The following is a 14,282-nucleotide window of genomic DNA, read 5'->3' as shown; positions in this document are numbered from 1 at the left end:
CAACGCGTCATTGCGAGGAGCGTAGCGACGAAGCAATCCAGACTGTCTCCGCGGACGCATTTCTGGATTGCTTCGCTACGCTCGCAATGACGAAGGAGGAAACACAATGGACGACCAGAACCGCCGCGATGCCGGCATGAATGTGCGCCGAAAGGTGCTGGGCAACGCCTGGGTCGACAAGTCGATCGCGGGCCGCAACGCGTTCAACACCGACTTCCAGGACCTGATCACCCGCTATGCCTGGGGCGAGATATGGACGCGGCCGCATTTCGACGAGCGCACGCGGCGGGTGCTGGTGATCGGCACCATGGTCGCGCTCGGGCAATGGGACGAATTCCGCCTGCATGTGCGCGCCGCGCTTGCCGAGGGCGGCTTCACGCCCGACGACATCAAGGAAATCCTGCTGCAGCAGGCGATCTATTGCGGCGTCCCGGCGGCGAACCACGCCGTGAAGGAAGCCTCAGCGATTGTGCAGGAGCTCGGCCTGCTCAAGACCTAGCGGTGCGGCGGTCTCGACGGTCTTTGGCGCCGTCGCCGGCTTCTCGATCACCACTACGATGGCGGCACCGAGCAAGAGCAAGAGCTCGGTGGCGTGCAGCCGGAGCGCGGCCATCTCGCCGACCTTCGAGGCCATCACCATGCTGGCAAACGAGATCAGGCTGCCGATCGCCAGGGCAATGCCGAGCGCCTCGTCGCTGCCGCCATTCTTCCGCGTGCGGGGGATCCAGAGCAGCGCGAGATAGATCACGAAGAACGCCACGACGGTCAGTCGGCCCAGGGCCAGCAGCCAGGCGGCCCGCACCGTGCTCATTCCCGTCATCTCGAGATGGTCGCTGAGGAACAGCGCGACCGCGACGCTCGGCCGCTCATAGAGGCCGTGCACCGGTGCCACCATGATGCTGAAGGCGACGAGGGTCCAGGCCGAGATGAAATAGGCCGCCAGCAGCGCGCCGTTGACCGAGCCGATCCGCCAATTCCTGAACATGCCGCTTCCCGCTTGGTTTGCCGAAGGCCCTCAACGGAAGGCAGCGGCTTTGCCGGAGCTAACTCGCATCGGACTGTGACGGCAATTTAAACCCTTTGTTTACCTTAACTGCCCGGTGGACCGGGGCGCCGCAATAAAAAGGCCCCGCCTTACGGCAGGGCCCCTATTCTCACGCCTGGGCTCCCAAATTACTTGTCCTGACCCTGTTGCTGACCGGGCCGGTCGCCCTGGCGCATCGGATCCTGCTGTTGCTGTCCGGGTTTCTGCCCGCCGCCCTGCTGCTGCTGAGGGGTGCGCTGGCCGGGGTTCTGATTCTGCTGACCCGGATTCTGGTTCTGTTGCTTCGTCATTCGGGGAACTCCCTTGTTGGACGACAGAGGCGAGACAACGGCCGCCCTCCATTTTGGTTGCCCAGGAACCCGGTTCCTCACTGTTCGTGGGAACCGAAGGTGAAAATGACCTCTGTACAAGCCTTGATGTCGGGATCTGGCCAGTTGCAGCCGCCAGTTCCCTCCTGTTACAAAAACCGGAAGAACGCTCAAGGGCTGCCGGGGCCCGAGAAGAAACTTGAGAACTCTCTCTCCCTTTGAGCCGCGTCAGGTTTGGTAAACGGCAGCGCATGGATTATTTCGCCCAGCAGCTCATCAACGGTCTCGTCCTGGGCTCGATCTACGGCCTGATCGCGATCGGCTACACGATGGTCTACGGCATCGTCGGCATGATCAACTTCGCCCATGGTGACATCTTCATGATCGGCGGCTTCATTGCGCTGATCACCTTCCTGATCCTGATCTCGTTCGGCCTCACCGCAATCCCGGTGATCCTGCTCGTGGTTCTCTTGGTTTCGATGGCGATCACCGCGCTCTATGGCTGGACCATCGAGCGTATCGCTTACCGGCCGCTGCGCCATTCCTTCCGCCTCGCTCCGATGCTGTCGGCGATTGGCATGTCGTTCGTGCTGACCAACTACTCGCAAGTTACGCAAGGTGCCCGCGTCAAGCCGATCCCGCCCTTCATCACCGGCGGCTACACGCTGCATGAGAGCCCGGACGGCTTCGTGATCCAGCTTTCCAACATCCAGATCATGGTGGTCATTACCACCATCGTGCTGCTGGCGATCTTCACCTGGCTGGTCTCGCGCACCCGGCTCGGGCGCGACATGCGCGCCTGCGAACAGGACCAGACCATGGCGGCGCTGCTCGGCGTCAACGTCGACCGCACCATCTCCATGACCTTCGTGATCGGCGCCGCGCTCGCCGCGGTCGCGGGCCTGATGTACCTGCTCTATTATGGCCTGGTCGATTTCTTCATGGGCTTCGTCGCCGGGATCAAGGCCTTCACCGCAGCCGTGCTCGGCGGCATCGGCTCGCTGCCCGGCGCCATGCTCGGCGGGCTTGCGATCGGTCTGATCGAAACGTTCTGGTCGGCCTATTTCTCGGTCGAGTACAAGGATGTCGCGGCGTTCTCGATCCTGATTGTCGTGCTGATCTTCATGCCGACCGGCCTGCTCGGCCGTCCCGAAGTCGAAAAAGTCTGACGCCGCGTGACAGCTCCCTCGACCATGACGGCCAGATCCGCAACGGGCATCCTCTCCCTCCTGAAGACAGCCGTCATCAACGCGCTGGTCGCGCTGGTGCTGTTCTCGCTGATGGTCGGTATCCGCACCGAGGCGGGCTCTTCCGGCCAGCTCACCTACTGGACGCGCTTCGGTGAGCTCGCCTCCCTCGTCGCCATCGTGTTCGGCGGCTCGATCTTGATCGAGCTGGTGCGGCAATGGATCGGTCCCAATGGCGGCGAGAAGCTGGTGCCGCCTGCGGTGCAGAGCGGTGTGTCCTTCATCGGCCGCTTTCTCGCGCCGGCGCTCCTGATCTTCACGCTGCTGGTACCTGTCTTCTTCTATGACCAGCGCTACATCCTCGACCTCGCGATCCTCGTGCTCACCTATGTCATGCTGGGCTGGGGGTTGAACGTCGTGGTCGGCCTCGCCGGCCTGCTCGATCTCGGCTACGTCGCCTTCTATGCCGTCGGGGCCTATTCCTACGGGCTGCTCGCCACCAATTTCGGCTGGTCGTTCTGGATCTGCCTGCCGCTCGCCGGCATCCTCGCCGCATTCTGGGGCGTGCTGCTCGGCTTCCCCGTGCTGCGTCTGCGCGGCGACTATCTCGCCATCGTGACGCTCGCCTTCGGCGAGATCATCCGCCTCGTCATCATCAACTGGCAGCAGCTCACCGGCGGTCCCAACGGCGTCAGCGGCATTCCGCGTCCCACCTTCTTCGGCATCCCGCTCGACAACAGCGATGAGGGGCTCGCCGCCAGGCTCGGCATCGAGTATTCGGCGACCCACCGCATCATCTTCCTGTTCTACCTGATCCTGGCGCTTGCGCTCCTGACCAACTGGGTGACGATCCGCCTGCGCCGCCTGCCGATCGGACGAGCCTGGGAGGCCTTGCGCGAGGACGAGGTCGCCTGCCGCGCGCTCGGCATCAACACCACGACCACCAAGCTCACGGCGTTTGCGACGGGCGCCATGTTCGGCGGCTTCGCCGGCGCGTTCTTCGCCACGCGCCAGGGCTTCATCAGCCCGGAATCCTTCACCTTCCAGGAATCGGCGCTGGTGCTCGCCATCGTCGTGCTCGGCGGCATGGGTTCGCAGCTCGGCGTCGCGCTTGCAGCGCTCGCCATGATTGGCGGCTTCGAGCTGTTCCGCGGCCTCGAAACCTATCGCATGCTGGTGTTCGGCATGGCGATGGTGCTGATCATGATCTGGCGGCCGCGCGGCCTGATCGGCCACCGCTCCCCCACCGTGTATCTGACCAAAGCGCAGGCGATCTCCTCCGACCTCGTCAAGGAAGGGCACGGATGAGCGGCGACAAGATTCTCAGCGTCGACCGGCTCACCATGCGCTTTGGCGGCATCGTCGCCGTGCAGGACCTGTCGCTCTCGGCTGAGCGGAAGAAGATCACCGCACTGATCGGACCGAACGGCGCCGGCAAGACCACCGTCTTCAACTGCATCACCGGCTTCTACAAGCCGAGCGGCGGCACCATTCGCCTGAAGCATGACGACGGCAAGGTCATCGCGCTGGAGCGGCTGAACGATTTCCGCATCGCCAAGCAGGCCAAGGTCGCGCGCACCTTCCAGAACATCCGCCTGTTTCCCGGCATGACCGCGCTGGAGAACCTGATGGTGGCGCAGCACAACCCATTGATGCGCGCCTCCGGCTTCACCCTCCTCGGTCTCCTCGGCGTCCCCGCCTACCGCGACGCCGAAAAGCGCGCGATCGATCTCGCCACCGACTGGCTCAGGCGGGTCAATCTGCTCGACCGCGCCGACGACGCTGCCGGCAATTTCGCCTATGGCGATCAGCGCCGGCTCGAGATCGCGCGCGCCATGTGCACCGAGCCCGCGCTGTTGTGCCTGGACGAACCCGCGGCCGGCCTCAACGCGCGCGAGAGCGCCGCCTTGGGCGAACTCCTGCTCTCGATCCGCGACGAGCTCGGCACCTCGATCCTGCTGATCGAGCACGACATGTCGGTCGTGATGCAGATCTCCGACCACATCGTGGTGATGGACCATGGCGTCAAGATCGCGGAAGGATCCCCGCGCGAAGTCCGTGACGACCCCAAGGTGATCGCCGCCTATCTCGGCGCCGACGAGGACGAGGCCGTGGCCGTGATGGAGAGCGGGACGTGACGTCGGCCCCCACTCCCCTGCTCGCGATCCACGGTCTTCGTGCCGCCTACGGCAAGATCGAGGCGCTGAAGGGCGTCGATGTCGAGATCAATGCCGGCGAGATCGTTGCCCTGATCGGCGCCAATGGCGCCGGCAAGTCGACGCTGATGATGACGATCTTCGGCAAGCCGCGCGCCCGCGCCGGCCAGATCCTGTACGAAGGTCGCGACATCACCGACGTTCCCACCCACGAGATTGCGCATTTGCGCATCGCGCAATCGCCAGAAGGCCGCCGCATCTTCCCGCGCATGAGCGTTGCGGAAAACCTCCAGATGGGGGCGGATGCCACCGGATGCACCGATGCGGAGCGCGAGGCGACGCTCCAGCGCGTGTTCACGCTGTTTCCGCGGCTGAAGGAACGCTTTGCCCAGCGCGGTGGAACCCTGTCCGGCGGCGAGCAGCAGATGCTGGCAATTGGCCGCGCCCTGATGAGCCGTCCCCGCCTGCTCCTGCTGGACGAGCCCTCGCTCGGGCTGGCACCGCTGATCGCCCGCCAGATTTTCGATGCGATCCGCACCCTGAACCGGCAGGACGGCCTGACCGTCCTGATCGTCGAGCAGAACGCCAACCATGCCCTCAAGCTTGCCCATCGCGGCTATGTCATGGTCAATGGTCTGATCACGCTGGCGGGGACCGGCGCCGAGTTGTTGCAGCGCCCCGAGATTCGCGCCGCCTATCTGGAAGGCGGCCGGCACGGCTGACGCCCCCCAAGGGCGACTATGGGCGAACCACGTGCGGCCCAATGTGGCGAGATATCTCCGCCCACGCCCGTATTTTGCCGGTGACTTCTCGGCAATTTCATTCGAGAATGGGACCGGTTTGGACCGGGCAATCCCGGCAACTCCCACAGGCGACCACCCGCGAGGTATCTCATGAAATCACTGAAGCTCATCGGTCTGGCATTCGGCGCATCGCTCGCGCTGTCGAGCGCGGCATTCGCGCAGGATGTCAGCGTCGCAGTCGCTGGCCCGATGACCGGCGGCGAGTCCGCCTTCGGCCGCCAGATGAAGAACGGCGCCGAGATGGCCGTGACCGACATCAACGCCGCCGGCGGCGTCAACGGCAAGAAGCTGGCGCTATCCGTCGAGGACGACGCTTGCGATCCGAAGCAGGCGCGCTCGATCGCTGAGAAGATCGCCGGCGCGAAAATCCCGTTCGTGGCCGGGCACTATTGCTCGTCGTCGTCGATCCCCGCCTCTGAAGCCTATGCCGACGGCAACGTGCTCCAGATCACGCCCGCCTCGACTAACCCGCTGTTCACCGAGCGCAAGCTCTGGAACGTGGCGCGCGTCTGCGGCCGCGACGATCAGCAGGGCCTGATCGCGGCGCAGTACATCGCCAAGAACTTCAAGGGCAAGAACATCGCGATCCTCAACGACAAGACCACGTACGGCAAGGGTCTTGCCGATGAGACCAAGAAAGCGCTCAACAAGGCCGGCATCACCGAGAAGATGTACGAGTCCTACAACAAGGGCGACAAGGACTTCAACGCGATCGTCTCGCGCCTGAAGCGTGACAACATCGACCTCGTCTATGTCGGCGGCTATCATCAGGAGAGCGGCCTGATCCTGCGTCAGATGCGCGATCAGGGCCTCAAGACCGTGCTGATGGCCGGCGACGCGCTCGCCGACAAGGAGTACGCCTCCATCACCGGTCCGGCCGGCGAAGGCACCCTGTTCACCTTCGGCCCCGATCCGCGCAACAAGCCGACGGCGAAGAAGATCGTCGAGGCCTTCAAGGCCAAGGGCATCGATCCCGAGGGCTACACGCTCTACACCTACGCGGCGATGCAGGTCTGGTCGCAGGCCGCCAAGAAGGCCGGCACCACCGACCCCAAGAAGGTCATGGCGGCGATGAAGGCCGGCAAGTGGGACACCGTGATCGGCCCGATCGAGTATGACGCCAAGGGCGACATCAAGCAGATCGACTACGTCGTCTACAAATGGGATGCCAAGGGCGGCTACTCCGAGATCGCCGGCAGCGGCACCTAGCCCGCTGGCGTGGCCTCAGACCGACCAATCACCACCACGCCCCGGCTTGCCCCGGGGCGTTTCTTCTTGCGTGAGGTCAGACGGCTGCCGGCAGCTCGCCGCCGGCCGCGGCCTGGGCCTTTCGCGGGGCTTGCAGGAGATCATTCGGCCGAAACGGCTTTTGCAGGCAGACCACGTCGGCGAGGTGAGGCGATTCCATGAAATCGAGGGTCGTCATCCCGGACACCGCAACGACGGGCAGCGCAGGCGCGCGCTCACGCAGGGTCGCGATAACGTCGACGCCGCTGGTATCACCGAGGAAGATGTCGACGATCGCCGCGTCAAACGAGCTTTCCGCGAAGGCTTTCAGCCCGGCCGCACCGCTTTCAGCCTCTACGACCTCGAAACGATTGACCCGAAGCACGATCGCGACCATCGCGCGGACGTCCTTCTGGTCGTCGATGATCAGAACGCGAGGCATGGGGACAACTTCCGATATTGAGATCAAAATCGCTGATTCAAACCTGGAACCCGCCGGGACGGAGGGGCATTATGACACCACCCAGTAAAAGCGCATCTTACCCGTCCTATACCGCGTTCCCGCCGAAATTAAGTAATCTGTAACCTTCGGTTGAGTCGTCACCGGTTCCGTTCACGATGCGCGCCAGAACTCGCTACCATGAACGAGGCTGACGGCCGAATGAGACGAAGCGGAGATGCTCAAAACCCTGCTCAAAGCTGACCTGCTCAAGACCGACCCGCGAGAGGTGGACGTGCCTACACCGATCGACCGAAGCACATTTCTTTCGACCCTGCCGGCCACCTCGACCGACCGCAGCGCGGCATTGACGATTGTCGGCGTGTCCTCGATCTTGTTCGCGGCGGCCGTGCCCTTCGCGGGTACCCCGCTCCTGCCCGTCCCCGCCTTCGTGGCGAGTTATCAATCGGCGCTCGCGGTGAGCGACATCGTCACGGCAGTGCTGCTGCTGTCGCAATTTGCAGTCTTGCGGACCCGTGCGTTGCTGTGGCTCGCGACCGGTTATCTCTTCACCGCCGCAGCGGCGTTGGTCCATGCCCTCACCTTCCCCGGCCTGTTCACACCGACCGGGCTCTTCGGCGCGGGCCGGCAGACCACGGTCTGGCTCTACATGATCTGGCACGGCGTCTTCCCGCTATGCGTGCTGGGCTATGCCTGGCTGAAGGAAAAGGACGGAGGCCCGCGGGTTCGGACTGCGACGAGGAGGGCGATCTGCGCCAGCGTGCTCGGCATCATCGCCGCGATGGCGGTCTTCACTTGGATCGTCACCGTGCAGCACGATCTGTTGCCGGTCCTGCTGCGCGACGGCCGCTACACGCCGACAATGATCGGTGTCGTGTCCTTCGTGTGGTCGCTGAGCTTTGCCGCGCTCGTCTCGCTCTGGTTCCGCAGGCCGCATTCGGTGATCGACGTCTGGCTCATGGTCGTCATGTGCGCCTGGCTGTTCGACATCGCGCTGTCGGCGATCGTCAACGTCGCACGCTTCGATCTGGGCTTCTATGCCGGCCGGCTCTATGGGCTCGGCGCGGCGACCTTCGTGCTCGCGGTGCTCCTCATCGAGAATGTCCGCCTTCAGGCGCATACGGTGGGCCTCGTCGGCAGGTTGCGCCAGCAATCGGCTTCGGAACGCGACTATTACGGCAAGCGTCTCGCCCTGTATGGCGCGGTGGTCGAGTCCTCCAACGACGCCATCATCACGAAAACGCTCGACGGCATCATCACCGGCTGGAACAAGGCCGCCGAACATCTGTTCGGCTATTCCGCTGCGGAGGCGATCGGCAAGCCGATCGACATCATCGTGCCGCCGGATCTCAAGGGCGAAGTCAGGAGCATCCTCAACCGGATCGCCAGCAACGAGTCGATCGCGCAGCACGAGACGATCCGCATCCGGAAAGACGGACGCCCGCTCGACGTTGTCCTGAATGTCTCCCCTTTGCGCACAGATCATGGCGAGATCATCGGCGCCTCCAAGATCGCGCATGACATTACCGAAGAGAAGCAGGCGAGAGAAAAGCTGCGCCGCGAGACCGAAGAACGCCAGCGCATTTTCGAGACATCGCAGGACCTGATCCTGGTCACTGACGGCTATGGCAATTTCGTCCAGATCAGCCCGAGCGTGAAGAACATCCTCGGCTACAGCCCTGAGGACATGGTCGGGCACAGCGCGACCGAGTTCATCCATCCCGACGATCTCGAGAACACGCGGAGCGAGATGCGCGCGGCCCGGCGCGGCGCGGTCAAGCGCAGTTTCGAGGCGCGCTACTATCATTACGACGGTCACGAAGTCACGCTGAACTGGATGGGCACCTGGTCGGAGCCGGTGAAGCGCCACTTCTTCATCGGCCGCGACCTCACCGACAAGCAGGCCGCCGAAGCCCAGCTCCGGCAGGTCCAGAAAATGGACTCCATCGGCCAGTTGACCGGCGGCGTCGCCCACGACTTCAACAACGTGCTGACCGTCATCACGGGCACGATCGGCATTCTCAGCGACGCCGTCGCCGACCGGCCCGAACTTGCCGCCATCACCAAGTTGATCGACGATGCCGCCGAGCGGGGCGCGCAGCTGACCAAGCACCTGCTTGCCTTCGCGCGCAAGCAGCCGCTGCAGCCGCGCGAGATCGACGTCAACGCATTGGTGCTCGAAGCCGCCAAGCTGTTGCATCCCACGCTCGGCGAGCAGATCACGATCGTGCCGCAGCTCACCGAGGATGCCTGGCCGACACTGGTCGACCCGGGCCAGCTCTCCACCGCGATCCTCAATCTGGCATTGAACGCGCGCGACGCCATGCCCGACGGCGGCACCTTGGTGCTGGAGACGCGCAACATCTTCCTCGACGATGGCTATGCCAGCATGAACCCTGACATGGTCGCCGGCAGCTACGTGATGATTGCAGTCAGCGACACCGGCAGCGGAATTCCGGCGGACCTGATCGACCGTGTGTTCGATCCTTTCTTCACCACCAAGGAGGTCGGCAAGGGCACCGGCCTGGGCTTGAGCATGGTGTTCGGCTTCGTCAAGCAGTCTGGCGGCCACATCAAGATCTACAGCGAGGAAGGCCACGGCACGAGCGTGAAGATCTACCTGCCGCGCTCGACCGGGGTGCAGGAGACCGAGTTCGAAGCGCTCCAGAATGCGCCCATCGCCGGCGGCAACGAGAAGATCCTGATCGTCGAGGATGACGCGCTGGTGCGGCAATATGTTGTGACGCAGGTCAAGAGCCTCGGCTATACCGCGCTCGAGGCCGCCAACGGCGCCGAGGCCCTCACCATCATCGACAGCGACAAGACCATTGACCTGCTCTTCACCGACATCATCATGCCCGGCAACATGAACGGCCGCCAGCTTGCTGACGAAGCGCACAAGCGCCGCCCCGACCTGAAGACGCTGTTCACCTCGGGCTACACCGAGAACGCCATCGTCCATCACGGCCGGCTGGATTCCGGCGTGCTGCTGCTGGCCAAGCCCTACCGCAAGTCCGAGCTCGCCAAGATGCTCAGGACGGCCCTCGCCAGTTGAGCCTGCGACGTCTCTGCGCTATCGCAGGTGCGAACTCCTCTCAGCTCACGAGGCCAGTTTGAAAAATCTCCTCACCGACATCGCCGGCGTCCGCGTCGGCCATGCCGAAGACGCAAAAGTCGGCTCGGGCGCGACCGCGGTTGTCTTCGATTCTCCGGCGGTCGCCGCCATAGACGTTCGCGGCGGCGGACCCGGCACGCGCGAGGACGCATTGCTCGATCTTGCCAACACCGTCGAGCGCGTCGACGCCATCGCGCTGTCGGGCGGCTCCGCCTTTGGCCTCGATACCGGCGGCGGCGTGCAGGCCTGGCTCGCCGAGCAGGGTCGCGGCTTCCGGGTTCGCGAAGCGCTGATCCCGATCGTGCCGGGCGCGATCCTGTTCGACCTCCTCAATGGTGGCGACAAGGCCTGGGGACGCTTCTCGCCCTATCGTGACCTCGGCTACGCCGCGGCAGCAGCAGCCGCCGCCGGCACGGACTTCGCGCTCGGCAGCGTCGGCGCCGGCCTCGGTGCCACCACCGCGACGTTCAAAGGCGGGCTCGGCTCGGCCTCGGCGGTGACGCCCGATGGCGTCAAGGTCGCGGCGATCGTCGCCGTCAACGCGGTGGGCAGCGTCACCGTCGGCGACGGACCGTGGTTCTGGGCGGCGCCGTTCGAGGTGGACGGCGAATTCGGCGGACGCGGGCTGCCGGACAGATTCACCGACGACATGCTCCGCATGCGCATCAAGGGCGGTCCCGCGGCGAGCGCGCGCGAAAACACCACTATCGGCGCCATCGTCACTGATGCGGTGCTGACCAAACCCCAGGCCAAGCGGCTGGCGATGATCGCGCATACCGGTTTTGCCCGCGCGATCTATCCGGTGCACGCGCCGACCGACGGCGACGTGCTGTTCGCCGCCGCGACGTGCGCGAAGCCGATCGAGCCGCTGGTCGGCCTCACCGAGCTTGGCACGATCGCTGCCAACGTGGTCGCACGCGCGATCGCGCGTGGCGTCTACAGCGCGTCGGCCTTGCCGTTCGCGGGCGCCCAGCCGGCTTGGAGGGATCGGTTTGGCTAGAAGCGAAACGGAAATTAGGTTGAATCGATTGCCGCGGGCCGCTCACCTCTCCCGCTTGCGGAGAGGTCGGCGCGAAGCGCCGGGTGAGGGCTCTCTCCACTAGGCGATTGTCCCATTGCGGAAGCACCCTCTCCCCAACCCTCTCCCGCAAGCGGGAGAGGGAGCCCACCTCCCTGTTGCAGCTATCGAGCTTCATCTCGTCATGCTTTAGCAACGAATTGGCGGATGCCGCGTTTGCCTGACGGGCTAAGGTGCACCGTCATGCCGTCTTCCGTGATCCGCTTCTTTCGCTATGCGCCCGATATGCGCGAGCTGAAGGTGACTTTCGTCAGCGGTCGCCTGTATGTCTACGAGGACGTTCCGGCCGAGGTCGTTGCCGCGTTCAAGGATGCGCGCTCAAAGGGAACGTTCTTCAACCAGCACATCCGTGACCGCTATGCCTGTCACGAGATCACGCGTGAATACTCCGGACGCGCCGGATCCTGATCACACGCTCATCGACATCGAAGAGGACGCGGTCGCGGACACAGCCTGCGCCTGACGCTGCATCATCTGCCCGAACCAATCATAGGGCGAATTGCCGCCACCATTCGCGCTTGAAGAGCTGGACGCGCCAGGCACAGTCGTCGACATCTTGAAACCGTCGGCATAGGTGACGGTGGTGGTGGTCGAGCCGTCGGCATTGGTCGTCGTCGTCGAGGTCGACCCCCTGCTTGCCTTCGACGAAGACTCCGATCCGCCGCCCGACGCATCGCCCGATCCGCCGGCGCCTTGCGCGTGATGGCGGCCATGGCCGCTCGTCAGCGCCTTCGACATCTCATCCAGGCTGATGCTGTCATCCGAGTTCGCATCCATCTTCGAGAACACGTCGTCGGCCTGCGCCAGATTGGTGCCGCCGGCGCCCAGCGCATCCTCGAACTCGGACTTGGTGATCTTGCCGTCGCCATCCGCATCGATCTGCGAGAACAGATCCTTCAGCGCCGCCTCCCGGTCCTTCGAGGTCGAGGACGCCGAACTCGACGAGGTCGAGCTGGTCGCCCCGCTCGCGCCGTCGGTCGACTGGCTTTGCGCCGCGAACAACGCATTCATCGTTTCGGGCGATATCTGCGGATACCTGCCCGAATTGATCGACGAGGTCGCGCCGCTGGTCGTGCTGCTGCTGCCGCTGTCGATCGCGAATGGATTGGTTGCGCCTTGGGAAGATCCCGTCTTCTGCGTTGCCGATGACGATTTCGAGCTCGTCAGCGACTGGATCACGTCGAGCGCACTGCCTACGGCACCGAGGGCGAACAACATTGCACAACTCCAACCGATGCGGCATGCCGCGGCCAATGTTCCGAAGACGACGTCAGCAAGAGATGACGCCAGAAAGAGACGTCAGCAAGCGTCGTGCCAGCGTGAAAAGCTCAATGAAATCCGCCTTCGCTGCGCCTTGCACGGTCCGGGAACACCGGCAATTCGTGCCGGTCGCGGCAGAAATTTCCGCCCACAGGAAGCAGCTTCCCCCTGCATTGCCCGCTGCGGAGGCCCATGTTAGGCGAGGCCATTCTTGTTTCGGCCGCCACCGGAAACCGCGCCATGACCCAAGCCTTCGCCCCCCGCCCCCTGGCCATAGCACCCTCGATCCTGGCCTCGGATTTCTCCAAGCTCGGCGAGGAGGTGCGCGCGGTGGATGCCGCCGGCGCCGACTGGATCCATCTCGACGTGATGGATGGACACTTCGTTCCCAACATCTCCTACGGTCCTGATGTCATCAAGGCGATGCGCCCGCACACGAAGAAGATCTTCGACGCGCATCTGATGATCTCGCCCTGCGACCCCTATCTCGAGGCCTTTGCGAAAGCCGGGTGCGACCACATCACCGTCCATGCGGAGGCAGGTCCACATCTGCACCGTTCGCTCCAGGCCATCCGCGCGCTCGGCAAGAAGGCCGGCGTCTCGCTCAACCCGGGCACGCCGATCAGCGCGCTCGAATACGTGCTCGACCTGGTCGACCTCGTGCTGGTGATGTCGGTCAATCCCGGCTTCGGCGGCCAGACCTTCATCCCCTCCGCGATCGGCAAGATCCGTGACATCCGCGCGATGACTGCGGGACGCCCGATCGACATCGAGGTCGACGGCGGTATCGGCCCTGACGTTGCCGGCGCGCTCGCGGCGGCGGGCGCCAACGCCTTCGTCGCTGGCACCTCCGTGTTCAGGGGCGGCACGCAGGAGGCCTACAAGACCAACATCGCGGCCATCCGCAACGCGGCGCTAGGGGCGCGCGGCGAAGCGATTTGAGCTGGATCGGGAGCCCGCAAACCTGCGGATCTTAGCGGTGTTGCAGCGCGCAATGCCTAGAAACTGCAATCTTGATCCGTACTCATCCGGACTTCACTGATTCGCGCAAATCACCGCAAGTGACTCCTGCCTGCTTTTGACGGGAGCACATCATGACGACGACCCTGGTTTGGACTGGCGTAGCGTTGTGGTTCGGATTCAATGCGGCGATTGCAGCTCGCAGCCTCTACGTGGCGCGACCGGTGAAGGCCCCAACTTCGGCCCGCATCATCCCGCTTCATCGTCACCGGGACTGAGCGCGATGCAGATCGCACTCGTGAAGCGCCAGCCGAAGCGCAGGTGCCGGATCCCGCGTCGCCCGCATCTGAGCCTCGATGACTTGTTCGGCCGCCTCGAACGCGCCGACGGCACGCTGGACAACGATGCCTGGCCTGACAATTCGGACCTCGACCATTCGTTCTCCTCGCAGCGCCGACACTGAGATTTCCTTTTCCGGACCGCCCACCATGAAGCCGCACTGCCCGAACTGCCTGAAGGAAATGACGAAGGCGTCCGCGTCGCGCAACCTGTTCAACTGCGAGCCCTGCCGCGAGATCATCCAGTATTTTGGCGGCAGTGCGGATCACGGCGAGCCCGGCCCGCAATTCTCCTGGCCCATCCGCCGTAAGCGCGCTGCTCACACCGTCCACGCGGCCTGATCC

17 protein-coding genes are annotated in these 14,282 nt (G+C 64.2%); 13 read left to right on the top strand and 4 right to left on the bottom strand.

From position 1 onward, the window contains the following. Positions 1-106: 106 nt before the first annotated feature. Positions 107-499: a carboxymuconolactone decarboxylase family protein gene (locus tag XH85_RS18405; protein WP_091888951.1), complete on the top strand. Its 393-nt coding sequence runs from the start codon at positions 107-109 to the stop codon at positions 497-499. Here the strand turns inward: XH85_RS18405 and XH85_RS18400 are convergent. Both XH85_RS18400 and XH85_RS45165 read right to left on the bottom strand, forming a co-directional pair. Beyond that, on the bottom strand, positions 461-985 hold the full coding sequence (locus XH85_RS18400) for a hypothetical protein (protein WP_128932940.1): 525 nt from the start codon (positions 983-985) through the stop codon (positions 461-463). The two genes, XH85_RS18405 and XH85_RS18400, sit on opposite strands and share 39 nt — an antisense overlap. Before the next feature lie 188 nt (positions 986-1,173). Continuing rightward, positions 1,174-1,335 (bottom strand): hypothetical protein, encoded by a 162-nt coding sequence (locus tag XH85_RS45165; protein ID WP_164940188.1) that lies wholly within the window; start codon positions 1,333-1,335, stop codon positions 1,174-1,176. A gap of 269 nt (positions 1,336-1,604) precedes the next feature. Here XH85_RS45165 and XH85_RS18390 point away from each other — a divergent pair, with 269 nt between their 5' ends. The 5 genes from XH85_RS18390 (at position 1,605) to XH85_RS18370 (ending at position 6,708) form a co-directional block, all read left to right on the top strand. Next, positions 1,605-2,522, top strand: a complete 918-nt coding sequence (locus XH85_RS18390) for an ABC transporter permease subunit (protein ID WP_128932939.1) — start codon at positions 1,605-1,607, stop codon at positions 2,520-2,522. 24 nt (positions 2,523-2,546) lie between these two features. Next, the gene (gene livM, locus XH85_RS18385) at positions 2,547-3,848 is read left to right on the top strand and encodes a high-affinity branched-chain amino acid ABC transporter permease LivM (protein WP_128932938.1); all 1,302 of its coding nucleotides are present in this window, start codon (positions 2,547-2,549) and stop codon (positions 3,846-3,848) included. Then, complete coding sequence (locus XH85_RS18380) at positions 3,845-4,678, top strand: ABC transporter ATP-binding protein (protein ID WP_128932937.1); 834 nt, start codon at positions 3,845-3,847, stop codon at positions 4,676-4,678. The genes livM and XH85_RS18380 overlap by 4 nt, the downstream gene beginning before the upstream one ends. Continuing rightward, positions 4,675-5,418, top strand: coding sequence for an ABC transporter ATP-binding protein (locus XH85_RS18375; protein WP_091888961.1), 744 nt, complete (start codon positions 4,675-4,677; stop codon positions 5,416-5,418). Before XH85_RS18380 ends, XH85_RS18375 begins: the two co-directional genes overlap by 4 nt. 171 nt (positions 5,419-5,589) lie before the next feature. Beyond that, positions 5,590-6,708 carry a branched-chain amino acid ABC transporter substrate-binding protein gene (locus tag XH85_RS18370; protein ID WP_128932936.1) on the top strand — a complete coding sequence of 373 codons (1,119 nt, stop codon included), beginning with the start codon at positions 5,590-5,592 and terminating at the stop codon, positions 6,706-6,708. Between the two features lie 76 nt (positions 6,709-6,784). On the opposite strand, the gene XH85_RS18365 is transcribed toward XH85_RS18370, so the two are convergent. Then, positions 6,785-7,168: a response regulator gene (locus tag XH85_RS18365; RefSeq protein ID WP_128932935.1), complete on the bottom strand. Its 384-nt coding sequence runs from the start codon at positions 7,166-7,168 to the stop codon at positions 6,785-6,787. A gap of 235 nt (positions 7,169-7,403) precedes the next feature. Here XH85_RS18365 and XH85_RS18360 point away from each other — a divergent pair, with 235 nt between their 5' ends. The 3 genes from XH85_RS18360 to XH85_RS18350 all read left to right on the top strand — a co-directional run bounded on the left by XH85_RS18360 (position 7,404) and on the right by XH85_RS18350 (position 11,787). Beyond that, positions 7,404-10,241 (top strand): PAS domain S-box protein, encoded by a 2,838-nt coding sequence (locus XH85_RS18360; protein WP_128932934.1) that lies wholly within the window; start codon positions 7,404-7,406, stop codon positions 10,239-10,241. Positions 10,242-10,299: 58 nt separating this feature from the next. Further along, entirely contained in the window at positions 10,300-11,301 is a 1,002-nt protein-coding gene (locus XH85_RS18355) for a P1 family peptidase (protein WP_128932933.1), read from the top strand. Positions 11,302-11,562: 261 nt separating this feature from the next. After that, positions 11,563-11,787 (top strand): KTSC domain-containing protein, encoded by a 225-nt coding sequence (locus XH85_RS18350; RefSeq protein ID WP_128932932.1) that lies wholly within the window; start codon positions 11,563-11,565, stop codon positions 11,785-11,787. On the opposite strand, the gene XH85_RS18345 is transcribed toward XH85_RS18350, so the two are convergent. Further along, positions 11,788-12,597, bottom strand: a complete 810-nt coding sequence (locus XH85_RS18345; RefSeq protein ID WP_128932931.1) for an EF-hand domain-containing protein — start codon at positions 12,595-12,597, stop codon at positions 11,788-11,790. It lies immediately after the preceding gene. 282 nt (positions 12,598-12,879) lie between these two features. Between XH85_RS18345 and rpe the strand changes: the two genes are divergently transcribed. The 4 genes from rpe (at position 12,880) to XH85_RS18330 (ending at position 14,279) form a co-directional block, all read left to right on the top strand. After that, entirely contained in the window at positions 12,880-13,581 is a 702-nt protein-coding gene (gene rpe, locus XH85_RS18340; protein WP_128932930.1) for a ribulose-phosphate 3-epimerase, read from the top strand. Positions 13,582-13,733: 152 nt separating this feature from the next. Further along, positions 13,734-13,877 carry a hypothetical protein gene (locus XH85_RS45160; protein WP_164940187.1) on the top strand — a complete coding sequence of 48 codons (144 nt, stop codon included), beginning with the start codon at positions 13,734-13,736 and terminating at the stop codon, positions 13,875-13,877. Positions 13,878-13,882: 5 nt separating this feature from the next. Beyond that, positions 13,883-14,062 (top strand): hypothetical protein, encoded by a 180-nt coding sequence (locus XH85_RS18335; RefSeq protein WP_128932929.1) that lies wholly within the window; start codon positions 13,883-13,885, stop codon positions 14,060-14,062. A gap of 25 nt (positions 14,063-14,087) precedes the next feature. Continuing rightward, on the top strand, positions 14,088-14,279 hold the full coding sequence (locus XH85_RS18330) for a hypothetical protein (RefSeq protein WP_128932928.1): 192 nt from the start codon (positions 14,088-14,090) through the stop codon (positions 14,277-14,279). Positions 14,280-14,282 lie beyond the last annotated feature (3 nt).

It is taken from the genome of Bradyrhizobium zhanjiangense (assembly GCF_004114935.1).
Classification (GTDB): domain Bacteria; phylum Pseudomonadota; class Alphaproteobacteria; order Rhizobiales; family Xanthobacteraceae; genus Bradyrhizobium; species Bradyrhizobium zhanjiangense.
The sequence above is the reverse complement of the archived record's forward strand: the minus strand, read 5'-3'. Positions and strand labels throughout refer to the sequence as shown.

Excerpts from the sequence above, each read along its gene's own strand:
- XH85_RS18380 (WP_128932937.1), top strand. The coding sequence starts at position 3,845 with ATGAGCGGCGACAAGATTCTCAGCGTCGACCGGCTCACCATGCGCTTT.
- XH85_RS18370 (WP_128932936.1), top strand. The coding sequence starts at position 5,590 with ATGAAATCACTGAAGCTCATCGGTCTGGCATTCGGCGCATCGCTCGCG.
- XH85_RS18365 (WP_128932935.1), bottom strand. The coding sequence starts at position 7,168 with ATGCCTCGCGTTCTGATCATCGACGACCAGAAGGACGTCCGCGCGATG.
- rpe (WP_128932930.1), top strand. The coding sequence starts at position 12,880 with ATGACCCAAGCCTTCGCCCCCCGCCCCCTGGCCATAGCACCCTCGATC.
- XH85_RS45160 (WP_164940187.1), top strand. The coding sequence starts at position 13,734 with ATGACGACGACCCTGGTTTGGACTGGCGTAGCGTTGTGGTTCGGATTC.
- XH85_RS18350 (WP_128932932.1), top strand. The coding sequence starts at position 11,563 with ATGCCGTCTTCCGTGATCCGCTTCTTTCGCTATGCGCCCGATATGCGC.
- XH85_RS18345 (WP_128932931.1), bottom strand. The coding sequence starts at position 12,597 with ATGTTGTTCGCCCTCGGTGCCGTAGGCAGTGCGCTCGACGTGATCCAG.
- XH85_RS18390 (WP_128932939.1), top strand. The coding sequence starts at position 1,605 with ATGGATTATTTCGCCCAGCAGCTCATCAACGGTCTCGTCCTGGGCTCG.
- XH85_RS18400 (WP_128932940.1), bottom strand. The coding sequence starts at position 985 with ATGTTCAGGAATTGGCGGATCGGCTCGGTCAACGGCGCGCTGCTGGCG.
- XH85_RS45165 (WP_164940188.1), bottom strand. The coding sequence starts at position 1,335 with ATGACGAAGCAACAGAACCAGAATCCGGGTCAGCAGAATCAGAACCCC.
- XH85_RS18360 (WP_128932934.1), top strand. The coding sequence starts at position 7,404 with ATGCTCAAAACCCTGCTCAAAGCTGACCTGCTCAAGACCGACCCGCGA.
- XH85_RS18330 (WP_128932928.1), top strand. The coding sequence starts at position 14,088 with ATGAAGCCGCACTGCCCGAACTGCCTGAAGGAAATGACGAAGGCGTCC.
- livM (WP_128932938.1), top strand. The coding sequence starts at position 2,547 with ATGACGGCCAGATCCGCAACGGGCATCCTCTCCCTCCTGAAGACAGCC.
- XH85_RS18335 (WP_128932929.1), top strand. The coding sequence starts at position 13,883 with ATGCAGATCGCACTCGTGAAGCGCCAGCCGAAGCGCAGGTGCCGGATC.
- XH85_RS18405 (WP_091888951.1), top strand. The coding sequence starts at position 107 with ATGGACGACCAGAACCGCCGCGATGCCGGCATGAATGTGCGCCGAAAG.